This window comes from Uniformispora flossi, from assembly GCF_049534875.1.
In the GTDB taxonomy this organism is placed as follows: domain Bacteria; phylum Actinomycetota; class Actinomycetes; order Streptomycetales; family Streptomycetaceae; genus Yinghuangia; species Yinghuangia aomiensis.
In genome coordinates this window covers 206,778-226,759 of the sequence record NZ_JBMULZ010000002.1, presented here as the reverse complement: position 1 = coordinate 226,759, position 19,982 = coordinate 206,778, and the positions used below count along the sequence as shown (strand labels likewise).

The 19,982-nt window shown below is 72.3% G+C and carries 17 protein-coding genes and 1 riboswitch; of the genes, 10 read left to right on the top strand and 7 right to left on the bottom strand.

Features of this window, described 5'->3' with window-relative positions; all coding sequences use genetic code 11:
* Nucleotides 1-36 precede the first annotated feature (36 nt).
* From ACPA54_RS05300 to ACPA54_RS05290, 3 genes are all read right to left on the bottom strand, one after another.
* Nucleotides 37-951, bottom strand: a complete 915-nt coding sequence (locus ACPA54_RS05300) for a glycerophosphodiester phosphodiesterase (protein ID WP_423527266.1) — start codon at nt 949-951, stop codon at nt 37-39.
* A gap of 151 nt (nt 952-1,102) precedes the next feature.
* Nucleotides 1,103-2,701: an acyl-CoA carboxylase subunit beta gene (locus ACPA54_RS05295; RefSeq protein ID WP_423527264.1), complete on the bottom strand. Its 1,599-nt coding sequence runs from the start codon at nt 2,699-2,701 to the stop codon at nt 1,103-1,105.
* Nucleotides 2,702-2,894: 193 nt separating this feature from the next.
* Nucleotides 2,895-3,842 carry an NADP-dependent oxidoreductase gene (locus ACPA54_RS05290; protein WP_423527262.1) on the bottom strand — a complete coding sequence of 316 codons (948 nt, stop codon included), beginning with the start codon at nt 3,840-3,842 and terminating at the stop codon, nt 2,895-2,897.
* 251 nt (nt 3,843-4,093) lie between these two features.
* Here ACPA54_RS05290 and ACPA54_RS05285 point away from each other — a divergent pair, with 251 nt between their 5' ends.
* Nucleotides 4,094-4,600, top strand: coding sequence for a GNAT family N-acetyltransferase (locus ACPA54_RS05285; RefSeq protein ID WP_423527259.1), 507 nt, complete (start codon nt 4,094-4,096; stop codon nt 4,598-4,600).
* 7 nt (nt 4,601-4,607) lie between these two features.
* Here the strand turns inward: ACPA54_RS05285 and ACPA54_RS05280 are convergent, their stop codons facing one another.
* Genes ACPA54_RS05280 through ACPA54_RS05270 form a run of 3 tightly spaced genes read right to left on the bottom strand, consistent with a single transcriptional unit; the run spans nt 4,608 to nt 8,324 of the window.
* Complete coding sequence (locus ACPA54_RS05280) at nt 4,608-5,543, bottom strand: metal-dependent hydrolase (protein ID WP_423527257.1); 936 nt, start codon at nt 5,541-5,543, stop codon at nt 4,608-4,610.
* Nucleotides 5,544-5,577: 34 nt separating this feature from the next.
* Nucleotides 5,578-7,389: an SDR family oxidoreductase gene (locus tag ACPA54_RS05275; protein WP_423527255.1), complete on the bottom strand. Its 1,812-nt coding sequence runs from the start codon at nt 7,387-7,389 to the stop codon at nt 5,578-5,580.
* Nucleotides 7,386-8,324, bottom strand: coding sequence for a M24 family metallopeptidase (locus tag ACPA54_RS05270; RefSeq protein ID WP_423527253.1), 939 nt, complete (start codon nt 8,322-8,324; stop codon nt 7,386-7,388). Before ACPA54_RS05270 ends, ACPA54_RS05275 begins: the two co-directional genes overlap by 4 nt.
* Before the next feature lie 249 nt (nt 8,325-8,573).
* Nucleotides 8,574-8,803: riboswitch (cobalamin riboswitch) on the top strand.
* A 70-nt stretch (nt 8,804-8,873) separates the two neighbouring features.
* On the opposite strand from ACPA54_RS05270, the gene ACPA54_RS05265 reads away from it, so the two are divergent.
* The 3 genes from ACPA54_RS05265 (at nt 8,874) to ACPA54_RS05255 (ending at nt 12,911) form a co-directional block, all read left to right on the top strand.
* Nucleotides 8,874-11,312, top strand: coding sequence for a ribonucleoside-diphosphate reductase subunit alpha (locus ACPA54_RS05265; protein WP_423527827.1), 2,439 nt, complete (start codon nt 8,874-8,876; stop codon nt 11,310-11,312).
* A 47-nt stretch (nt 11,313-11,359) separates the two neighbouring features.
* Complete coding sequence (locus ACPA54_RS05260; RefSeq protein WP_423527826.1) at nt 11,360-12,337, top strand: ribonucleotide-diphosphate reductase subunit beta; 978 nt, start codon at nt 11,360-11,362, stop codon at nt 12,335-12,337.
* 139 nt (nt 12,338-12,476) lie between these two features.
* Nucleotides 12,477-12,911: a PPOX class F420-dependent oxidoreductase gene (locus ACPA54_RS05255; RefSeq protein ID WP_423527251.1), complete on the top strand. Its 435-nt coding sequence runs from the start codon at nt 12,477-12,479 to the stop codon at nt 12,909-12,911.
* A gap of 14 nt (nt 12,912-12,925) precedes the next feature.
* On the opposite strand, the gene ACPA54_RS05250 is transcribed toward ACPA54_RS05255, so the two are convergent.
* Nucleotides 12,926-14,173 (bottom strand): epoxide hydrolase family protein, encoded by a 1,248-nt coding sequence (locus ACPA54_RS05250; protein WP_423527248.1) that lies wholly within the window; start codon nt 14,171-14,173, stop codon nt 12,926-12,928.
* A gap of 288 nt (nt 14,174-14,461) precedes the next feature.
* Between ACPA54_RS05250 and ACPA54_RS05245 the strand changes: the two genes are divergently transcribed.
* The 6 genes from ACPA54_RS05245 to ACPA54_RS05220 all read left to right on the top strand — a co-directional run bounded on the left by ACPA54_RS05245 (nt 14,462) and on the right by ACPA54_RS05220 (nt 19,521).
* Nucleotides 14,462-15,160 carry an SRPBCC family protein gene (locus ACPA54_RS05245; RefSeq protein ID WP_423527246.1) on the top strand — a complete coding sequence of 233 codons (699 nt, stop codon included), beginning with the start codon at nt 14,462-14,464 and terminating at the stop codon, nt 15,158-15,160.
* A gap of 38 nt (nt 15,161-15,198) precedes the next feature.
* The gene (locus tag ACPA54_RS05240) at nt 15,199-15,882 is read left to right on the top strand and encodes a DUF4166 domain-containing protein (protein ID WP_423527825.1); all 684 of its coding nucleotides are present in this window, start codon (nt 15,199-15,201) and stop codon (nt 15,880-15,882) included.
* Between the two features lie 87 nt (nt 15,883-15,969).
* A complete protein-coding gene (locus ACPA54_RS05235; RefSeq protein WP_423527244.1) occupies nt 15,970-16,602 on the top strand; it encodes a TetR/AcrR family transcriptional regulator in 633 nt (210 codons plus the stop codon).
* Between the two features lie 143 nt (nt 16,603-16,745).
* Nucleotides 16,746-17,525 (top strand): VOC family protein, encoded by a 780-nt coding sequence (locus ACPA54_RS05230; RefSeq protein WP_423527242.1) that lies wholly within the window; start codon nt 16,746-16,748, stop codon nt 17,523-17,525.
* A 92-nt stretch (nt 17,526-17,617) separates the two neighbouring features.
* Nucleotides 17,618-18,295, top strand: a complete 678-nt coding sequence (locus ACPA54_RS05225) for an HAD family hydrolase (RefSeq protein WP_423527240.1) — start codon at nt 17,618-17,620, stop codon at nt 18,293-18,295.
* Between the two features lie 311 nt (nt 18,296-18,606).
* Nucleotides 18,607-19,521: an ATP-grasp domain-containing protein gene (locus ACPA54_RS05220; RefSeq protein WP_423527238.1), complete on the top strand. Its 915-nt coding sequence runs from the start codon at nt 18,607-18,609 to the stop codon at nt 19,519-19,521.
* The last annotated feature ends 461 nt before the right edge of the window (nt 19,522-19,982 follow it).

The window sequence follows — 19,982 nt, the reverse complement described above, 5'->3', positions numbered from 1 at the left end:
GGCGCACCGGAGCGCTCGACCGCGCATCGGCCCCTGTCAACGCGGCACAGCGCTTGACCCCGTCGGCGCAGCGCCCGCTTTATCACCGGCGCACTGCCCCCGCCGCCACTCCACGTATGGCCCCACCTTGTTCGTCACGATCCCGTCGACGCCGGCCGCGGCGAGCGATGCCCAGCGGTCGCGGTCGTCGACGGTCCACGCGTACACCTTCATGCCGGCCGCCTGCCACGCCCGGACCTTGTCCGGCGTGATCCGGTCGGCGCGGATGTTGAGGAAGTGGCCGAATCCGGCGGCGTCCGCGGGCGTCACGTCGTCCGCGGTGGTCAGGCCGGCCTGCACGGACGCGTCCGCCGCGTGCAGCGTCTGCAGCGCCTTGCGCAGGAACGAGTGCACGATCACCGGAGCGCCCGAGCGCCGCAACACGTCCAGCAGCTTCGGCACTTGTGCCGGCGTCGGCACCGTCTTCAGCTCGACCAGCACCAGCGTCTTCGCCTTGGCGGCCATCGCCAGGACGCTTTCCAACGTCGGCACGTGCTGACCTCGACCGGCGTCCAGTTTGGCGACCTCCGCCGCCGTCATCGAGGCGACGGTGCCGTGCCCGCGCGTGGTCCGGTCGACGGTGTCGTCGTGCATGATCACGGGGATGCCGTCACGTGTCCACTGGACGTCGAGTTCGATGGCCGGGGCGCCCTCGGCGACCGCGCGCGTGAACGCGGCCATGGTGTTCTCGGGTTCCTCCGAACTCGCGCCGCGGTGCGCGGCGCCCGCTGGGAGCGTGCAGGGCGCGCCCGCGGGGCGGACCGGCATGGCCTTCGGCGTCAGTGTGGGCACCACCGAAGGTTCCGACGCGGATTCGAGCGGGTGGCCGGAATCCGCCTGCCAGTAGGCCACCCCTCCCGACGCCGCCAACACGCTTGCCGCAACCACAATCCCCACCCGACGTGCATTCACGGCCGCAGGCTACCGGGCCCGCGGAGGTTCCCGCCGACGTCCGTGGGAGCCGTCCCGCTCACGGGTGGACACCCCGGCCCGCGACGCCGATACCGACGAGGTGTCGGCGTCGCGGCAACCAACCGCGCAGGTCAGCACCGGTCAGCACCGGTCAGGGGAGGTAGCCGACACGCGTGACAGGGGCCGGCGGTTCGGCGGTGCGGGCGGCGGCGCGGTCGAGGCCGGCGAGCAGCGCGTTGCGCAGTTCGCGCGGGTCGATCACGTCGTCGTACGACAGCGAATTCGCCGAACGCCACGGACCCGAGGACTCGTTCGCCACCAACCGGTCCCGCGTCTCGGCGTCCTGCTTGGCCGTCGCGGCGCCCGCGGCAGCCGGAATCCCGCCGAGGGTCACGCCCGGAAGCGCATACGAAATCGTCTGCGCGTCGAACGGGTTCATCGCCATCACCGAACTGCCGAACCCGAACGCTTTGCGCAGCGTCACATGCAACTTCGGTACCTGCAGCCGGTGCTGGGCCGCGAACAGCCGTGCCGACGCGCGCAGAATCCCGGCGCGCTCGGACACCGTCCCGGCGAGCACGCCCGGGTTGTCGGCGAGGAACACCACCGGAAGGTGGAACGCGCCGCAGACTTCGACGAACCGCGCGGCCTTGCTCGCCGCGTCCGCGTCGATCGTCCCGGCCCGCACCGCGGGCTGGTTGGCGACGACCGCCACCGCGTGGCCGCCCAGGCGGGCGAACGCGGTCAGCACCGAAGCCCCGTACGCGGGCTGGATTTCCAGCACCGAACGCGCATCGAACACGGTGTCGAGCACGGCGTGCATGTCGTAGGGGCGCCGCGCGTCCGGCGGGATCAGGTCCAGGACCGCGTCGGTGTCGCGCGGTCCGGTGTCGGCATTGCCTTGCCCGGCACCCGCGAACGGCGGGTGCTGCCACGCATTCGACGGCAAGTACGACAGGTAGCGCCGCACCAGCCGCAGCGCGGCCCGGTCGTCGGCCGCGGCGTTGTGCGCGACCCCGCTGGCCACGCAGTGCACGTCGGTGCCGCCGAGGGTGAGCTTGTCGACCCGCTCGCCGATCGCCGCGGCGACCAGCGGGGGACCGGCGGTGAACAGCGCACCGGCGCCTTCGACCATGACCACGAAGTCGGACAGCGGCGCGGTGAGCGCACCGTGGCCCGCCGAGGGGCCGGTCACCACCGCGACGGTCGGGACGACACCGGCGAGTTCGGCGAGCGCCTGGAGGTCGTTGGGGGACGCGGTGTGGCCTTGCAGCGCGTTCGTCGCCCGGTGCCCGGCACCTTCGAGGAGCATCACCAGCGGCGCGCGCTCCTGTCCCGCGAGCCGCGCCAGCCGCGCCCGCTTCGCGGCGGCCGCGGGACCGATCGACCCGCCCTGCACGGTGAAGTCCTCCGCGCCGACGAAGACCGGCCGCCCGTCGATCCGCCCCGACCCGGCCACGAACGCGTCGGACGGGGCGTCGGCACCGCCGGCCAGAGTGCCCAGCTCGGTGAACGACCCGGGGTCGAGGAGCGCGTCGACCCGCGCCCGGGCGTGCAGCCGCCCGGCGGCGGAGTAACGCGCGACCTTGGCCGGGCCGCCCATCGCCCGCGAAGCGGAACGGCGGCGCGTGAGGTCGTCGAGCAGCGGCTGCCAGTCGGCGCGGTTGCCCGAGGCGGGTGCCGGGCCGGAGGCCGCGGACGGGCCGGGCGCCGGACCCGGGGACTGCGCAGACGACGACACCTCGGACATGAGCACCCCGCAAGACGACGGACGGACGACGAGCACGACCCGGCGCCGCCCCACCGCCCCCGCCGCTCGCCATCCCGACGACACGCCGCCAAAGTCCTTGACTGAGTCATATCAAATGCGGGGGGAGACTTCAGCAGGGAGCGGGGAGAGCTCGGGTGGACGGCGCCCGCGAGCCGGGCGCCATCCCACCCCGTCAGACCAGAATGACCGTCTTCCCCCGAGCCCGGCCCGCCCGATTCCGGGCCACCGCGTCCGGGGCGTCCGCCAGCGGGACCTGCGCGTCCAGGCGCACCGTCGCCCGACCCGCGTCCACCTCCGCGGCCAACCGGGCCAGCAGGTCCGCGTCCGGCGCGACGACGAAGTTCACGCCCTCCACGCTCCGGGCGGCCAGCGACTGCGGGTCGGCACTGTGCACGGTGCTGATCGCCACGCCGCCGTCCGCGACGAGCATCGCGTACTCGGCGAACTGCTCCGCGCCCGACGCCAGGTCGATCAGGGCTTCGACGCCGTCCGGGAACGCCTCGCGGAGTTGCTCGGTCGGCGGGCCCTCCTGCGCGTCCAGGGTCTCGGCCGCGCCGAGGGCGCCCATTTCGGTTTCGCCGACGCCGCGCGTCACCGCGACGACCCGGACGTCCCGCGCCGCCGCCAACTGGGTGACGAACGAGCCGACGCCGCCCGCCGCGCCGACCAGCAGCAGCGTCTGCCCGGGGCCCACCCCGCCCGCGTCCAGCAGCGACAGCGCCGTCTGGCCCGCGGTCGGCAGCGCCGCGGCCAGCGGCAGGGGCAGCGCGGCGGGGGCGTGCGCGATCACGCCGTCCTCGGCCGCGATCACGTACTCGGCATACGTGCCGTACGCGCCGACCGCACCCTGCTTCGGCTGTCCGAAGACCGCGTCGCCTTCCGCGAACCGCGTCACGCCCGGTCCCAGCGCGGCCACCTTGCCCGCGAAGTCCACGCCGTAGATCAGCGGGTACACCGCCTCGGCCTGGCCGCGCCCGGCCGCGTCCGCGAGCTTCCAGTCGAGCGGGTTGAGCCCCGCCGCGACCACCTTCACCAGCACCTCGCCGGGACCGGGCTCCGGCGCCGGCAACCGCATGAGTTCCGGTTCGCCCGCAGGCTTTGCGACGGCTACCGCGCGCACACTGTCCTCCTGGCCCGATCGAATGCCCCGGCCCGGCATCCGTCCGGATACCCGGCCGTCCACCGGAACGCGTCCGCGACCGGCAGCAGCTTTGCGCCGATTGGCGGGGATGCCCCGAATGGTCGGCTGTCTCTGGCTCATGGTCACCGTGCCGCGCCCGATCGGCAACGCGAACACGCCGGAGGAGTGACCACCGTCACCCGCGGATACGCCCCGGGGGCACGTCGGCGCGCCGCCCTACACTCGGCCGAATGACCGACGCGCCCCTCCCCGCCGACGCCCGCGGCGAGACGCCGGCGGAAGACCCGGCCGACGCCTTCGACCTCCGCTCCGAAACGCCCTCCGTCGACACGTACCTCGCGCTGCGCCCGGCCTGCGGCCTCAGCGGCATGTCCCGCGAAGCCGCCGAGCGCGGACTGCCGAACACGCTGTACGGCGTCGTGCTCTACCACCGCGGCGAACCCGTCGGCATGGGGCGCCTCGTCGGTGACGACGGCTGCTTCTTCGTGGTCACCGACATCTGCGTGCTGCCCCGGCACCAAGGCCTCGGCTTGGGCAAACGCATCATGGAAGCACTCAGCGAGGAAATCGACCGCCGCGCCCCCGACGCGGCTTACGTCTCGCTGATCGCCGACGGCGACGCGAAGTACCTGTACGAGAAGTACGGGTTCACCGAAACCGCCCCCGCATCGGTCGGCATGGCCCGCTACCCGCTCCGCAAGCCCTGGAGCGGCCGCGCACCGGAGCCCACCGACTGACCGTGCACTAAGCGCTCAACCGGCCCCGGCGCTCCGCCGCGCGCCGTTCCGCCTCCAGCGCGGCAGGCGAGGTCGCCAGGTAGTCGATCGCCGCCTGCGTCGACGCCTCGCCCTCCGGGTGGTACGACGGCACGAGATACCGCGGAATGGCCTTCACCAGCATCCAGTAGCTCGGCGCCACGCCCTCCGCCGACGCCCGCGCCATGTCCCGCAGCCGGTAGCGGGTGTCCGGGATCGTCGGGTCGTTGCGCATCAGGTAGCTCGCGCCGATCTGCCACAGCCCCAGCAGGATCGGCGCCGTGAACGCCATGGCCTCCACCCGCCGCGCGTACCGCATCGGCCCGCCGAGGTGCTGGTACAGGTCGAACGCCACCGAGCGGTGCTCGACCTCCTCCGCACCGTGCCAGCGCAGCAGGTCGAGCATCATCGGGTCCGCGCCGACCGCGTCCAAGGCCTCGGCCTCCAGCACCCACTTGCCGAGCAGCGCGGTGAAGTGCTCGATCGCGGCGATGATCGACAGCCGCACCCGCAGCCACTCGTGCTTGGGCATCGGCATGTACGGCTTGTCGCCCAGGAAGTCGAAGAAGAACCACTCCAGCCGCCGCGTGTACCCGCGCGTCTCGATGCCCTGCGCCCGCAGGTGGTCCAGCACCGCCGCATGCGAGTAGGAGTGCACCGACTCCTGCCCCATGAACCCGCGCACGTCCTCGCGCAGTTTCTCGTCCGTGATGAACGGCAGGGCTTCCTTGTAGACCTGCACGAACCACTTCTCCCCGGCGGGCAGCAGCAGATGCAGGACGTTGATCAGGTGTGTCGTCGGCGCGTCCCCCGGGATCCAGTGGACGGGTGTGTCCGCCCAGTCGAAGGCCACCCGGCGCGGCCGGATCGGCGTATCGGACGCGGACGCGGATCCGGATGCCGGCAAGCCCAGCGATGTGCTCATTACGCAAACCTCCACAAGCCCGATCGGCGGCACGTCACTTCGGCAAGTCCACCCGCGCCAGCGCCCGCAGCACGCGCGGCGTGAACCGGGACGCGGCACGCGCCGCATGCGCTTCCGGCGTTACCGGCTGCACCGCGGTGTTCTCCGCGACCGCGCGCAGGATCGCGTCGGCGACCTTCTCCGGCGGATAGCCGCGCCGCTGGTACGCCTTCGTGGTCTTCTCCCGCAGCGAGCGCTCCTGCTCCGCGCTCGTCCCCGCGAACCGGGTCGCCCCGGTGATCCCGGTCGCCACGAACCCCGGGCAGATCGCCGTCACACCGATGCCGTAAGCCGCGAACTCGGCGCGCAGGCACTCGCTCAGCATCAGCACCGCGGCCTTCGACGTCGAGTACGCCGGAAGCGACTTCGACGGCTGGAAGGCCGCCGCGGACGCGGTGTTCACGATGTGCCCGCCCTGCCCGCGCTCGGCCATCATCGCGCCGAACAGCCGGCACCCGTGGATCACGCCCCACAGGTTCACATCGAGCGTGCGCTTCCATTCCTCGGGCGTGGTGTCCAGGAACGACCCCGCAATGCCGATACCGGCGTTGTTCACCACCAGGTCCGGCACCCCGTGCACGGCCCGCACCTTCTCCGCCAACTGCGCCATCGCGTCGGCGTCGGACACGTCGACCGCCTCCGGGTGCGCCCCGGCGGCGCCGAGCACCTCGCACAGGTCCGCGGTGCGTCCGGCGGTGGCGGCGTCGCGGTCCACCAGCACCAGCCGCGCGCCGGCTTCGGCAAGCGACAGCGCGGTCGCCCGGCCGATGCCGCTGCCCGCGCCCGTCACGACGGCGAGCTGGCCGGCGAACCGGCTGCGGTACGCGGCGGCGCGGCGCGCCCGGCGGCCCTTGGCGACCGCGACCGTCGCGGGCAGCGGCGCCGCGCCGCGGCCGGCCGGGTCGCCGTCGACGCGGTCGACGAACTCGGCGATCCACCGGGCGAGCAGGTCGGGGCGGGTGCGCGGGACCCAGTGCCCGCCGGAGACCTGGCGGCGCGTCAGGTTGGGGGCGAAGCGGTCGAGTTCGTCGTAGAGGCGCTTGGCGAGGAACTTGTCGCGGTCCGGCACCACGAGCTGCACCGGGATGTCCGTCGTGGCGTCGCGGCGCGGGGCGGCCATGCGGTGGCGCACGTTCGCGCGGTACAGCTTGGCGCCGAATGCGGCGTCCTCGGGCAGCGACGGTTCGGGCGCGCCGAGGGTCTTCTCGTTGCGGCGCATCATCGCGGGCCAGTGCTTGCCGAGGATGCCGCGCCAGGCGAGTTCGGGGGCGACGGGGACGTGCAGGGCGTACACGTACCAGGAGCGGAACATCTGCTCGAGGTTGCGCGACAGTCGCTTCGGTGTCGGCTTGGCCAGGCCCTCGCGGGTGACCAGGGCCAGGTGGTCGAGGCTCGGCCCGGAGATCGTGGTGAACGACGCGATGCGTCCGGCGATGCGCGGCGTGGTCACGAACTCCCAGGCCTGCACGGAGCCCCAGTCGTGTCCGACGAGGTGGACGGTGCCTTCGGGGGCGACCGCGTCCAGGACGTCTTCGAAGTCGTCGGCAAGCCGCTGGAGGACGTAGGCGGAGGTGGCGTCGGGACGGCTGGATTCGCCCGCGCCGCGCACGTCGTACGCGACGATGCGGAACCGGTCGGCGAGGCGGGCGGCGACGTCGCCCCAGATCTCCTTGGTGTCCGGGTAGCCGTGCACCAGGACGACGGTGGGGCCGTCGGCGCGGCCGGCCTCCACGGCGGCCAGGCGGACCCCGTCGGGGGTTTCGACGTCGAAGCGGCGGGCTCCGGGCAGGTCGTGCAGCGTGCTCACGCGGCGGCCTCCTCGGTGACGGCGGACAGGTCGGCGGCGGTGTCGGCGGGAGCCGGGAATCCGGCCCCGGTGCCGGTGAGTTCGGCGCCGTACAGGCCGCGGTCGGCCCAGCGGTGCACGTGCGGGAGGTCGTCGTCGAGCCAGTACGCGTCGCCGTCCTCGGTCACCACCAGCAGTTCCTCGAACTTGGCGCCGACGCCGCGGAATCCGAGGTGTGGTTCGACCGCCCAGAGGCCGGGTGTCGCCGGATGGCCGGAGCTTTTGCGCGGGTTCCACAGCGGCGACCAGCCTTCGCGGTGGCCGCGGATGCCGTCCTTGAGCAGGCCGCGCAAGGCGTTCTGCCCGAAGCCGAAGGCGTGCGGGCGCAGCCGGGCGTCGGCGACCTTGCCGACGCGGTGCGCGATGACGCCGAACGGGTAGGCGCGGTGCCGGTTCTCGTAGCCCTGGCGGGCCATCAGGGCGTCGACATCGAGGTAGATCTGGCGCAGGGTGCGGCCGGCGCGGACGGCCTCGACGATGAAGGCGCGGTGGGTGGCCAGGTCGTCGAGGAGCCGGTCGACGACCGGGTTGGGGCCGAGGGAACTGGCGTACCCGATGTCGGCGGTGTAGCCGTTGTGGACGGGTGCGGCGTCGAGGATGAACGGCATGCCTTCGGTGAGCCGCAGATTCGTGGGGAAGAACTGCAGCGGCACCTTGAAGCCGGTGAACGCGGTGCGGTCGCCGAACCAGGCGAACGGCAGGTGCAGCCAGTCGCGGACGCCGCGGTCGGCGAGCCACCGGCGCATCATCGCCGCGGCCTCGCGCTCGGTGGTGCCCGGGCGCAGTTCGGCCGCGACCGCTTCGGCGCAGTCGTACGCGAGGCGCTGGACGGCGCGGTAGCCGTCGATGTCGGCGCCGGTCGTGCCGGCCGGCGCATCCGTGAGCGGGGTCGCCATGCGGGACCGCCTTCCCGGGGGTCGGGCTGTGAGGGACGAAAGTGAGGCGCGGAAAGGGAAGAGCATCGGGTGTTACCCCGGGTAACATACCCGGGAGTAGTCCCGGGCGGAAGACCCTTCCCGGGAGGCCGACCTTCGCGACACGCCGGACACAACCACTAGGGGTCGCGCGCGCCCTCACCCACTACATATATGCTCCTGCTCGCAGCTGGTTCGCCCGCTCCAAGCAGTCGGAGCGGGCGGCGAAAAGGAACTGATGCCCCGTCAGGTGGCATTTGCGCCTTGGGAAGAGGGAACCCGGTGCGAAACCGGGACTGCCCCCGCAGCGGTGAGCGGGAACGACCGCCGTCACCAAGCACTCCGGGCCCGCGCCCGGGGGAAGCGACGGCCACTAGGACCTCCGTACCCCGGCACACCTCCGTGTGCCGCAGTCCGGCATGCCCGCAAGTCCGAAGACCTGCCAGCCGCCCGTACGCGCCGCACTGTCCGCGAGCGCGCACGGTGGTCACCGCACGTTCAAGCTCGCGAGGAGAGAGCCCCGTGACCGTCATGGACAGCGCGATTCCGCGCGCCCAGACTCGCCCGGCCGAAACCGGCACGCCGCACAACCCCGGTCCGCAGACCGACACCGCACCCGACGCCGCACCCGACGCCGCGCCCAACGCCGACGCGCTGCACGCCGCCGTCCGCGCCCTCGCGGCCGACCTGCCCGACACCGACCCCGCCCGGGTCGCCGACCGGGCCCTCGCCGGCCTCCACGCGGGCGGCACCGCCGCCGACCTCGACGCCCTCGCGGTCCGCACCGCCGCCGAACTCATCGCCGAGGAACCCGAGTACTCGCGTCTCGCCGCGCGCCTCCTGGCCCGCACCATCGCGGCCGAAACCGCCGCGCACGGCATCACCGCCTTCAGCGAAGGCATCGTCCTCGGCCACCGCGAAGGCCTCATCGGCGACACCACCGCCGACTTCGTCGCCGCGAACGCCGCCGCCCTCGACGCCGCCGTCGACGCTGCCCACGCCGAGGGCGCCGACCGCCGCTTCGAGTACTTCGGCCTGCGCACCGTCTACGACCGCTACCTGCTGCGCCACCCCGCGCAGCGCACGGTCGTGGAGACCCCGCAGCACTTCCTCCTGCGCGTCGCCTGCGGCCTCTCGCGCACCGCCGACGAAGCGATCGCGTTCTACCGCCTCATGTCGTCGCTGGCCTACCTGCCCAGCTCGCCGACGCTGTTCAACTCCGGCACCCGGCACACCCAGATGTCGTCCTGCTACCTGCTCGACTCCCCGCAGGACAACCTCGAATCCATCTACGACATGTATGGCCGCATCGCCCGCCTGTCGAAATTCGCCGGCGGCATCGGCGTCGCCTGGACCCGCGTCCGCTCCCGCGGCGCGCTCATCCGCGGCACCAACGGCCACTCCAACGGCATCGTCCCGTGGCTCAACACCCTCGATGCGTCCGTCCAGGCGGTCAACCAGGGCGGCCGTCGCAAGGGCGCCGCGTGCGTCTACCTCGAACCGTGGCACCCCGACGTCCTGGAGTTCCTCGAACTCCGGGACAACACCGGCGAGGAAGCCCGCCGCACCCACAACCTCAACCTGGCCAACTGGATCCCCGATCTGTTCATGCGCCGCGTCGAGGAAGACGGCGTCTGGTCGCTCTTCGACCCGGACGAGCTGCCCGAACTCCCCGACCTGTGGGGCCCGGCCTTCGACGCCGTCTACGAACGGGCCGAACGCGACGGCCGCTACGTCCGCCAACTCCCGGCCCGCGAGCTGTACGCCCGCATGATGCGCACCCTCGCGCAGACCGGCAACGGCTGGATGACCTTCAAGGACGCCGCCAACCGCACCTGCAACCAGGCCGCCGAACCCGGCAACGTCGTCCACCTGTCGAATCTCTGCACGGAGATCCTCGAGGTGACCAGCGACGGCGAAACCGCCGTCTGCAACCTCGGCTCCGTCCAGCTCGGCGCGCACGTCGCCGACGGCGGCCTGGACTGGGACAAGCTCCGCGCCACCGTCCGCACCGCGGTCACCTTCCTCGACCGCGTCATCGACATCAACTACTACCCGACCGGGCAGGCCGCCGCGTCCAACCCGCGCTGGCGCCCCGTCGGCCTCGGCGTCATGGGCCTCCAGGACGTCTTCTTCCGCCTCGGCCTGCCCTTCGACTCCGCCGAAGCCCGGGAAATCTCCACGCGCATCGCCGAGGAGATCTACCTGACCGCGCTGGAAACCTCCTGCGACCTCGCCGCCGCGGCAGGCCCCCACCCGGCGTTCGCCGAGACGCACGCCGCCCGCGGCCGCCTCCAGCCCGACCTGTGGGACGGCGCCACCCCGGCGCAGACCGCCCGCTGGGCCGCGCTGCGCACCCGCGTCGCCGCCCACGGCCTGCGCAACTCGCTCCTCGTCGCCGTCGCCCCGACCGCCACGATCGCGTCGATCGCCGGCGCGTACGAGTGCATCGAGCCGCAGGTCTCCAACCTGTTCAAGCGCGAGACCCTGTCCGGCGAGTTCCTCCAGATCAACACGTACCTGGTCCGCGAACTCAAGGCCCGCGGCCTGTGGACCGCCGCGATCCGCGACCGCATCAAGCGCGCCGAAGGCTCCGTCCAGGACATCACCGAACTCCCGGACGACATCCGCGCTCTGTACCGCACCGCGTGGGAACTCCCGCAGCGCGCGCTCATCGACCTGGCCGCGGCCCGCTCGCCCTACATCGACCAGTCCCAGTCGCTCAACCTGTTCATGGCCGACCCGACCATCGGCAAGCTGTCGTCGATGTACCGGTACGCCTGGTCGACCGGGCTCAAGACGACCTACTACTTGCGGTCCCGTCCCGCGACGCGGATCCAGCAGGCGACCGTGCCGGCCGCCGGCGGCGCCGCGGCCCCGACCCCGACCCCGGCCGCCGTGCCGCTCGCCGACGAAGCCGTCATCGCCTGCTCCCTGGAAAACCCCGAAGCCTGCGAGGCCTGCCAGTGACCCCGACCGCGCCCGTTACGGCGGCCCCCAAGCTCCTCGACCCGGGGATGAACCTCACCCTGCGGCCGATGCGCTACCCCGACTTCTACGAGAAGTACCGGGCCGCGATCCGCAACACGTGGACCGTCGAAGAAGTCGACCTGCACTCCGACCTGCCCGACCTCGACCGGCTCGGCCCCGCGGAACGCCACCTCGTGCAGCGGCTCGTCGCGTTCTTCGCCACCGGCGACACGATCGTCGCCAACAACCTCGTGCTCAACCTGTACCGGCACATCAACGCGCCCGAGGCGCGCCTGTACCTGTCGCGGCAGCTGTTCGAGGAAGCCGTCCACGTCCAGTTCTACCTGACCCTGCTGGACACGTACCTGCCCGACCCGGACGAGCGCGCGAAGGCGTTCGCCGCCGTCGAGCACATCCCGTCGATCCGCCGGAAGGCGGAGTTCTGCTTCCGCCGGATCGACTCAGCGATGGGCCTCGAACAGCTCACCACCCGCGACGAGCGCCGGCAGTTCCTGCTCAACCTCATCTGCTTCGCCGCGTGCATCGAAGGCCTCTTCTTCTACGGCGCCTTCGCGTACGTCTACTTCCTGCGCTCCCGCGGCCTCCTCAACGGGCTCGCCTCCGGCACCAACTGGGTCTTCCGCGACGAGTCCGCGCACATGGACTTCGCCTTCCAGGTCGTGGAAACCGTCCGCGCCGAAGAACCCGGCCTGTTCGACGAGGACCTCGCCGCCGACGTCCGCCGGATGCTCGCCGAAGCCGTCGACGCGGAGACCGCGTTCGCGGAAGACCTGCTCGGCGGGGGAGTGGCCGGGATGACGGTCGCCGACATGCGCACCTACCTGGAGCACGTCGCCGACCGGCGCCTCGCCCAGCTCGGCATGCCGCCGGTCTACGGCTCGGCGAACCCGTTCGCGTTCATGGAGCTCCAGGACGTGCAGGAGCTGTCGAACTTCTTCGAACGGCGCGTCTCGGCGTACCAGGTCGCGGTCACCGGGACCGTGGCGTTCGACGAGGACTTCTAGACCAGGCCCGGCAGGCACGGTCGGCCCAGCAGACACGGCAGGCCCGTACGGCGGGGCCCCGGGCCGGGCCTCGGCGGTTCACCCGCCGCGCCCGGCGCGGAGCCCTCGCCGTGCCCCCGTGCGGTGGCACTATTGCCGCATGGCAGACGACTCCGCACTTCTCGACCTTTTCCGCCGGCACAAGCGCGGTGTCCTGGTCACGCTCAAGCGCGACGGACGCCCCCAACTCTCCAACGTGGCCTACGAGTACGCCACCAACGCGGACCTCGGCGTGCTCCGCATCTCGGTGACCGACGACCGCGCCAAGACCCGTAACCTCCGCCGCGACCCGCGCGCGAGCTTCCACGTGACCACGAACGACATGTGGGCCTACGCGGTCGCCGAAGGCACCGCCGACCTCACCCCGGTCGCCGCCGACCCCGGCGACCCGACCGTCGAGGAACTCGTCGGCCTCTACCGCGCGGTGCGCGGCGAGCATCCCGACTGGGACGAGTTCCGGCGGGCGATGGTCGACGAACGGCGCCTGGTGGTCCGTCTGCCGATCGAGCGCGTGTACGGCATGTCCGGCAGCTGACCGGCGCCGCCCGCTCACGACGGCCGGAGCGGCCGGAAGGTGCGGCGCAGGTCGTCGACCCACAGGTCGGGGACCTCCCACGGGATGAAGTGGCCGCCGCGGTCGTGCGCGGTGAGATTGGTGTGCCGGTACCAGGCCGCGCGGTCGGTGGCGAGCCAGCTGTCGACCCGTCCGCCGGTGGTGACGCCCGGCGGGTTCTCGTACGCGACGAACGTGAGGCCGGTCGGCGCTTCGACGGCGGGCTGCCGGTCGTGCGACGGTGTCCAGGGATACCGGTTGTTGTTCGCGTACGTGCGTATCGAACTGCCGATGGTGCCGGTCGCCCAGTAGATGGTGGCGTGCGTCAGCAACTCGTCTTTCGTGAAGACGTTTTCGATGTCGCCGCGGCAGTCGCTCCAGTTCGTCCACCGGTCGAGCAGCCAGGCGAGCATGCCCGCGGGGGAGTCGGCGAGCCCGTACGCGAGCGTGCTCGGAGCCAGGGTGTGCGCGGCCAAGTGCACGGCGAACCGCTTCTCGGTGGCGACGACTTGGCGGTGGATCGTGTCGGGCAGGCCCTCGGGGATCGGCCGTCCGCCGGACAGGTCCCAGCCGCGGTCGCCGTTGAAGAAGTCGAGCCGTTGCCCGGAGCCGATGTGGATGCCGTAGAGCACGTCCGCGTATTTGTGGCCGAGCTGGCCGGTGACCAGGGCGCCGACGTCGCAGCCGCCCGCGGCGTACTTCGCGTGGCCGAGCACGTCCGTCATGAGGGTGTGCCAGACCTCGGCGATCTTCCAGAAGTTCATGTCGGGGTGCGCCGGCAGCGGTGCGGAGAAGCCGAAGCCCGGCAGTGACGGCACGACGACGTCGAAGGCGTCGGCCGGGTCGCCGCCGTGCGCGGCCGGGTCCGCGAGCGCGTCCACGACCTTCGCCCAGTGCCAGAACGTCCACGGCCAGCCGTGCGACAGGATCAACGGCACCGGATTCGGGCCGACGCCGGGCTTGTGCATGAAGTGCACCGGTACCCCGCCGATGTCGACGCGGTAGTGCGCGAAGCGGTTGATCGCGGCCTCGGCGGCACGCCAGTCGTACGTGTCGCGCCAGTAGTCGACGAGTCCTTGCAGGGTGGGCCGGTCGACGCCGTAGTACCGGTCGGCGTTGCCGGCGTCGTCCGGCCAGCGGGTGAGGTCGAGGCGGGCGCGCAGGTCGGCCAGCACCGCATCGGGGACGTGGATCGGCGTCGGCGTGAGGGGGAGGGGCGCGGTCGGCGGAACACGTTCGGGCACGGGGGCTCCTGGGGGCACGCGGTCGGAGGTGGCCCGCGGTCGCGGCGCCGCCACGAGCGCGACTGTAACACCTATTTATATAAATCCCTGAAGTAATTTCGCGTAGTTTCGCGCGCCTACCCGGTATGACAATCACAGGTAACAAGCCCTTGCTTGCGTCAAGATTCCCACCCCGAAACCCCTCGCAGCGACCTCCGGCACTCCGGACTTGAGCGTCTGCTCAAAAACCTCTACCGTCATGTTTGAGCGAACGCTCAAACCCGTGTCTCTCGGGGGGAACAGACCGCCATGTCCGCACCGCCGCTCTACATCGAGACCTTCATCCGGGCGACGCCCGACGCCGTGTGGGACCACACCCGGGAACCCGGCGTGCACCAGCGCTGGGACCTCCGGTTCTCCGCCATCTCCGAACTGGGCCCCGAACGCGGGCCCGGGCGCTGCCGCCACCAGTCCTTCCGGTACGCCATCCGGGTGTGGCCCGGCGTGACGATCGACGGCCGCGGCACCACGACGGGGGAGCGCCGCCGGCCGGACGGCACGGGGGCGTCGTCGCTGCGCTTCGCGTCCGCACACCGGTTCTCGCCGATCCGCGAAGGCCGGGGCTACTGGCGGTACATCCCCACCGCCGGCGGCGTCCGCTTCCTCACCGGCTACGACTACGCGCCCGGCTTCGGCGGCCGTGCGCTCGACCGCCTGGTCCGCCCGCTCATGGGTTGGGCCACGGCGTGGTCGTTCGACCGGCTGCGGCTCTGGCTGGAGACGGGGGCGTCGCCGGAACGGCTGTTCGGCCGTGCCGCCGCCGAAGCCGCGGCGCGCGTCGCCGGTGTTGCGGCGATGGCCTGGCTGACCGGTTCCGCGGCGATAACCGGCCTTGCCGCGGGGACGGCGTTGCCCGGTACTCCGGCGGCGCGCCGGTGCCGGCGGACCCCGCCCGACCGCCGTGCGGCGACCCCGCCCGCGGCTCTGGCCCGTTTGGAGGCTCCGTGAGCGCCCCGGTTCCCGTCCGTCGTCCGGCGGCCGTGTCGATGTTCGCCCGTGCGCTCGGGCGGGACTTCGGGCGGCTGCATCCGGAGCTGCGGCGCCGATTCGGTGTCGGCCTGGACGCGGGGGAGGCGTGCGTCGGCACCGGGACGATGCGCCGGATCTGGCAGGGCACGCCCCGGACCCGGCTGCTGCTGGCGCCGTTTCTGGCGGTGGGCGACCGGCGGAACATCCTGCTGGCCGAGGCGGGGACGGATGTGCCGTTCCGGATCGAGAACTATCCGTATGCGGACGGGTTCGGCCGCGAGTCGGTGTCGTTCGTCCGGACGTTCGACCTGCCGCGCCGCACGCGCCGCTTCGACGCGACGATGGTCTACAGCGAGGAACGCGGCGGTGTCGTCGACTACCTCGGCACGCACCAGCACGTGGCCGTCGACCTGCATTTCTCCGCGACGCCGACCGGCGGCCTGGAGATCCGTTCCGGTGCGTACCGCCTGTACGAGGGGCTGCTGGGCATGCGGCTGCCCCGTCCGCTGGTCGGGCAGGCGTTGGTGCGGGAGTCGTTCGACGACGCCACGGGCCGGTTCCGGATCAAGGTGCGGGTCACCAATCCGCTGCTGGGTCCGCTGTTCGGCTACGAGGGCACGTTCGCGGCGTCGTACCTGGACCTCGGGCACATGCCGGTGCCCGCTAACGTGAAGCCCCGGCGCGAGGAAATCCGCAGCTGACCGCGAGGCCGGGTCCGGCCGGGTCGGCGGCGGGCGCTTGCTGGGACCCCACGATCGCGCGACCCCGGACGGAGACCGGTCACCACGATGAGCACCACCCGGGCCAAACTGCTGCAAGGCACCTTGGACACGCTCCGCGCCCACGGCCTGTCCGGTACTTCGGCCCGCAGCATCGCGGCGACCGCGGGCGTCAACCAGGCGCTGATCTTCTACCACTTCGGCACGCTCGACGAGCTGCTCGCGGCGGCCTGCACCTATGGGACCGAGCAGCACGTCGCGCATTACCGCGACCGGTTCGCCGGGGTGGCGACGATGGCGGACCTGCTGGCGTTGAGCCGGACGATCCGGGACGAGCAGCACGGGGACCTGGTCGTGCTGGGGCACATGCTGGCGGGGGCGCAGACCGAGCCGGCGCTGGCGCGGGCGACCGCGGCGGGGCTGGCGTTGTGGGCGGCGGAGATCGAGGACGTGCTCACGCGGGTGCTGGGGTCGACGCCGCTGGCGGGGAGCCTGGATGTGCCCGGGCTGGCGCGTGCGGTGGCGGCGGCGTTCATCGGCCTGGAGTTGTATGCGGGGGTGGATGCGGAGGGCACCGGCCGGGCGTTCGATGCGCTCGACCAACTGGGGGCGTTGTTCGGGCTGCTGGAGAAGATGGGGCCGTTGACGCAGCGTGCGGTGCGGCATCAGTTGCGGCGTCCGCGCGGGGAGGCGCGCGCCTGACCTGCGTCCGGGCGCGGGTGCCTCGTTCTGGTGTCCCCCGCGCGGGCGTGTCCAGTGGCGTGGCCGCACCCTGCGGGGCACATTGGGTGGGTCTGTCAGCATTTCCAGCGCGGCGGACTCCTCATCCCCGGAGGCGGAGCGGCATGGCCGAGATCAACGAGCGGTACACGCAGGGCACCCCGTGTTGGGTCGACCTGATGGCGTCGGACCAGCAGGCGGCGATCGATTTCTACGAGGACCTCCTCGGCTGGCACGGCGAGGTCGGTCCGCCGGAGTTCGGCGGGTACGCGATCTGCGAGCTGCGCGACCGTGCGGTTGCGGGTATCGGCCCGGCGATGTCGATGGACGGTGCTCCGCCGCCGCCGACCGTGTGGACGACGTATCTGGCGGTCGACGACATCGAGCAGACGGCCGCGAAGGTGGAGCAGAACGGCGGCACGCTGTTCATGCCGCCGATGCAGGTCGGCGACAAGGGCAAGATGCTGGTCTGCGCGGACCCGTCGGGTGCGGTCGTGGGTGCGTGGGAGCCCCTGACGTTCTTCGGTGCGACGCGGGTGAACGAGCCGGGCACGCTGGTGTGGAACGAGCTGAACACGCGGGACCTGACGAAGGCCGTGCCGTTCTACGAGGCGGTGTTCGGCGTGAAGTTCGAGTCGATGCCGGAGATGCCGAGCTACCAGGGCATGCTCGCGGGCGGCCGGGTGTGCGCGGGTGCGCAGCAGATCGGTCCGGACATGCCGGCCGAGATGCCGTCGCACTGGCTGACGTATTTCGCGGTGGACGATGCGGACAGCACGACGGCGGCGGCGGTGCATGCGGGCAGCACACTGCTGCAGCCGGCGTTCGACATGCCGGCGGGGCGGATGTCGGTGGTGATGGACCCGCAGGGTGCGGTGTTCGCGCTGCTGAAGTCGTCGATGTGAGTCTGCGGCTGTGCCCGGCCCCGGCCGCCCGTCACGGGCGGCCGGGGTTTGGCCGTGTCCGGGGGCGTGCGGGGGTCTCGTAGGCTGGGGCCATGATCGACGCGATGACCCCGTCCGGCCCGGTGCGCCTGGTGATCTTCGATTGCGACGGGGTGCTCGTCGATTCGGAGCGGATCGCGGTGCGGGTGCAGCGCGAGGTGCTGGCGGGCATGGGGTGGCCGTTGGACGAGGGGGAGATCGTCCGGCGTTTCATCGGGCGTTCGGCGCAGTCGATCGGTGCGATCGTCGAGGAGCAGTTGGGGGACGGCGCGGGTGCGCGGTGGGACGAGTGGTTCCATCGGCGGCACCGCGAGGAGGTCGACGCGGGTCTGCCGCTGGTGGAGGGGATCGCCGATGCGCTCGACGGGATCCTGCCGCATGTGGCGACGTGTATCGCGTCGGGCGGGGATCACGTGAAGATGCGGCACACGTTGGGCGTGACCGGGCTGTGGCCGCGGTTCGAGGGCCGGATCTTCAGCTCGACGGAGGTGGCGCGCGGCAAGCCGGCGCCGGACGTGTTCTTGTACGCGGCGGAGCGGATGGGTGTCGATCCGGCGGCGTGTGTGGTGATCGAGGACAGCCGGTTCGGGGTGGAGGCGGCTCGCGCGGCGGGGATGCGGGCGTTCGGCTTCGCGGGCGGCCTGACGCCGGGGGAGCGGCTGGTGGGGCCGGACACGACGGTGTTCCACGACATGCGGGAGCTGCCGAAGCTGCTGGGGTTCGCCGCCTGAGCGTCCGCCGGCGGGCGGTGATGCGCGTATCCGCCCGAAGTGGGCGCATCGGCCGTCGACTTCGTTGGTGGGCTGCGGGTGGCTGTCGCGTCCGGCAGGGGGGATGTCGGCGCGGCGGGGGTGACCGTCGGCGCCGTGCGGACGGAGTGCACGGACATCGTGCCCATGGTCGGCATCGTGTGGTGCTGTCCCGTCCGCGCACCGTCCGGAGCAAATGCCGGGTGCGTGTGCGCGAGCCCGCCTAGGCATGAAAACGTGACTCCGACAGCACCCAGGGGTGGGGCTCGGAACGTGAACAAGGGGCGGGCGCGTTGAGGCTTTGTTTTCTCGTCGAGGACCAGTACCGGCACGACGGAATGCCGCTGGCGGTCGTACGCAGACTCCGGACCTGGGGCCACCGCATCGACGTCGTCGAACCCGGCCGCGGCATCGTCGACCTCGACGCCCTCCTTGCCCGCGGCCACGACGCCTGGGTCCTCAAAACCGTCTCCGGCGGCCCCGGCCTCAGCCTCTTCGACGCCGCCGCGGCAGTTGGCATCACCACCATCAACGACGCCCGTGCCGTCCACACCGTCCGCGACAAAGCCGTCGGCGCGGCCCTCGCTCGCCGCCACGGACTCCCGTTCCCGGAAACGCGGTTCGCCGCCTCCGCCGACCTCCTCGGCGAACTCGACACGGCCGGCGGCCCGCTCGTCGTCAAACCCGTCGCGGGTAACAGCGGCCGAGCCGTCCACCTCGTCCGCCACCCCCGCGACCTCGACACCGTCCGCCGCGAACTGCGCGACGAAGGCTTCCTCCTCGTCCAGCCGTACGTCCCCAACCCTGGTGTCGACTACAAGGTGTACAGCCTCGGCGGCGACCTCCACGCCACCGTTCGCACCTCCCCCTTGCACCCCGACCGCCGCATCACCGCCCGCGAAGTCCCCCTCCCCGACGACCTCGCCCAAGCCGTCACCCGCATCGGCGAGGTCTACGGCCTCGACCTCTTCGGCGTCGACGCCGTCGAAGGCCCCGACGGCTGGACCATCGTCGACGTCAACGACTTCCCCAGCTTCCGCGCCGTACCGGACGCCGTCGCGCGCGTGGCATCCACCGTGCTGCGCCTGGCCGATGCCGCCCGGGGCACCGAACTGCCGCCCGGTGGCAGTGGCGTGGCAACGGGCACGGTCGGCGGAGCGGCGACGGTCCGGGCGGCCGTGGCGGCGGGGCGCAAGGTGCGGGCGTGAGCGGGAGAGCGGTGGGTGGCGTGGTTGCCGTCCGTCGGCTCGGCGACGGTCGTCACGTTGCCGGTCGGCTCGATCGAGGGCGGTCGGCGTCGGCCGGGGCGTATGGCGACGGGGCCGGAGGGTGGGCCGGGCGGTCGTTGCCACGGGCCACAGGCTGTGAGGTGCTCGCGTGACGGCGGCCGCAGGCCTCCGCTGCGCCGACGCTTCGCGTGCAGCCGAACTGCCGTGCGGCAGCCGTCCGTCGACCGCCGGGGCAGGCACCCCGATGGTCGCATGGGTGGTGGTCGGCGCGGGTGACGAGGCGCGGGTGACCGCCGTCCCCGTCGTCCGCGTGATCACCACTGTCCGAACCAACCCGGCCGCAGCGGCGTTCGTGTCGCGCGATCGGCGATGGAAAGACGGTGCGGGTGTGGAGGGGGCAATCGGCGGGGGCGCGGTTCGTGGGGACGAAGAGCGGAACG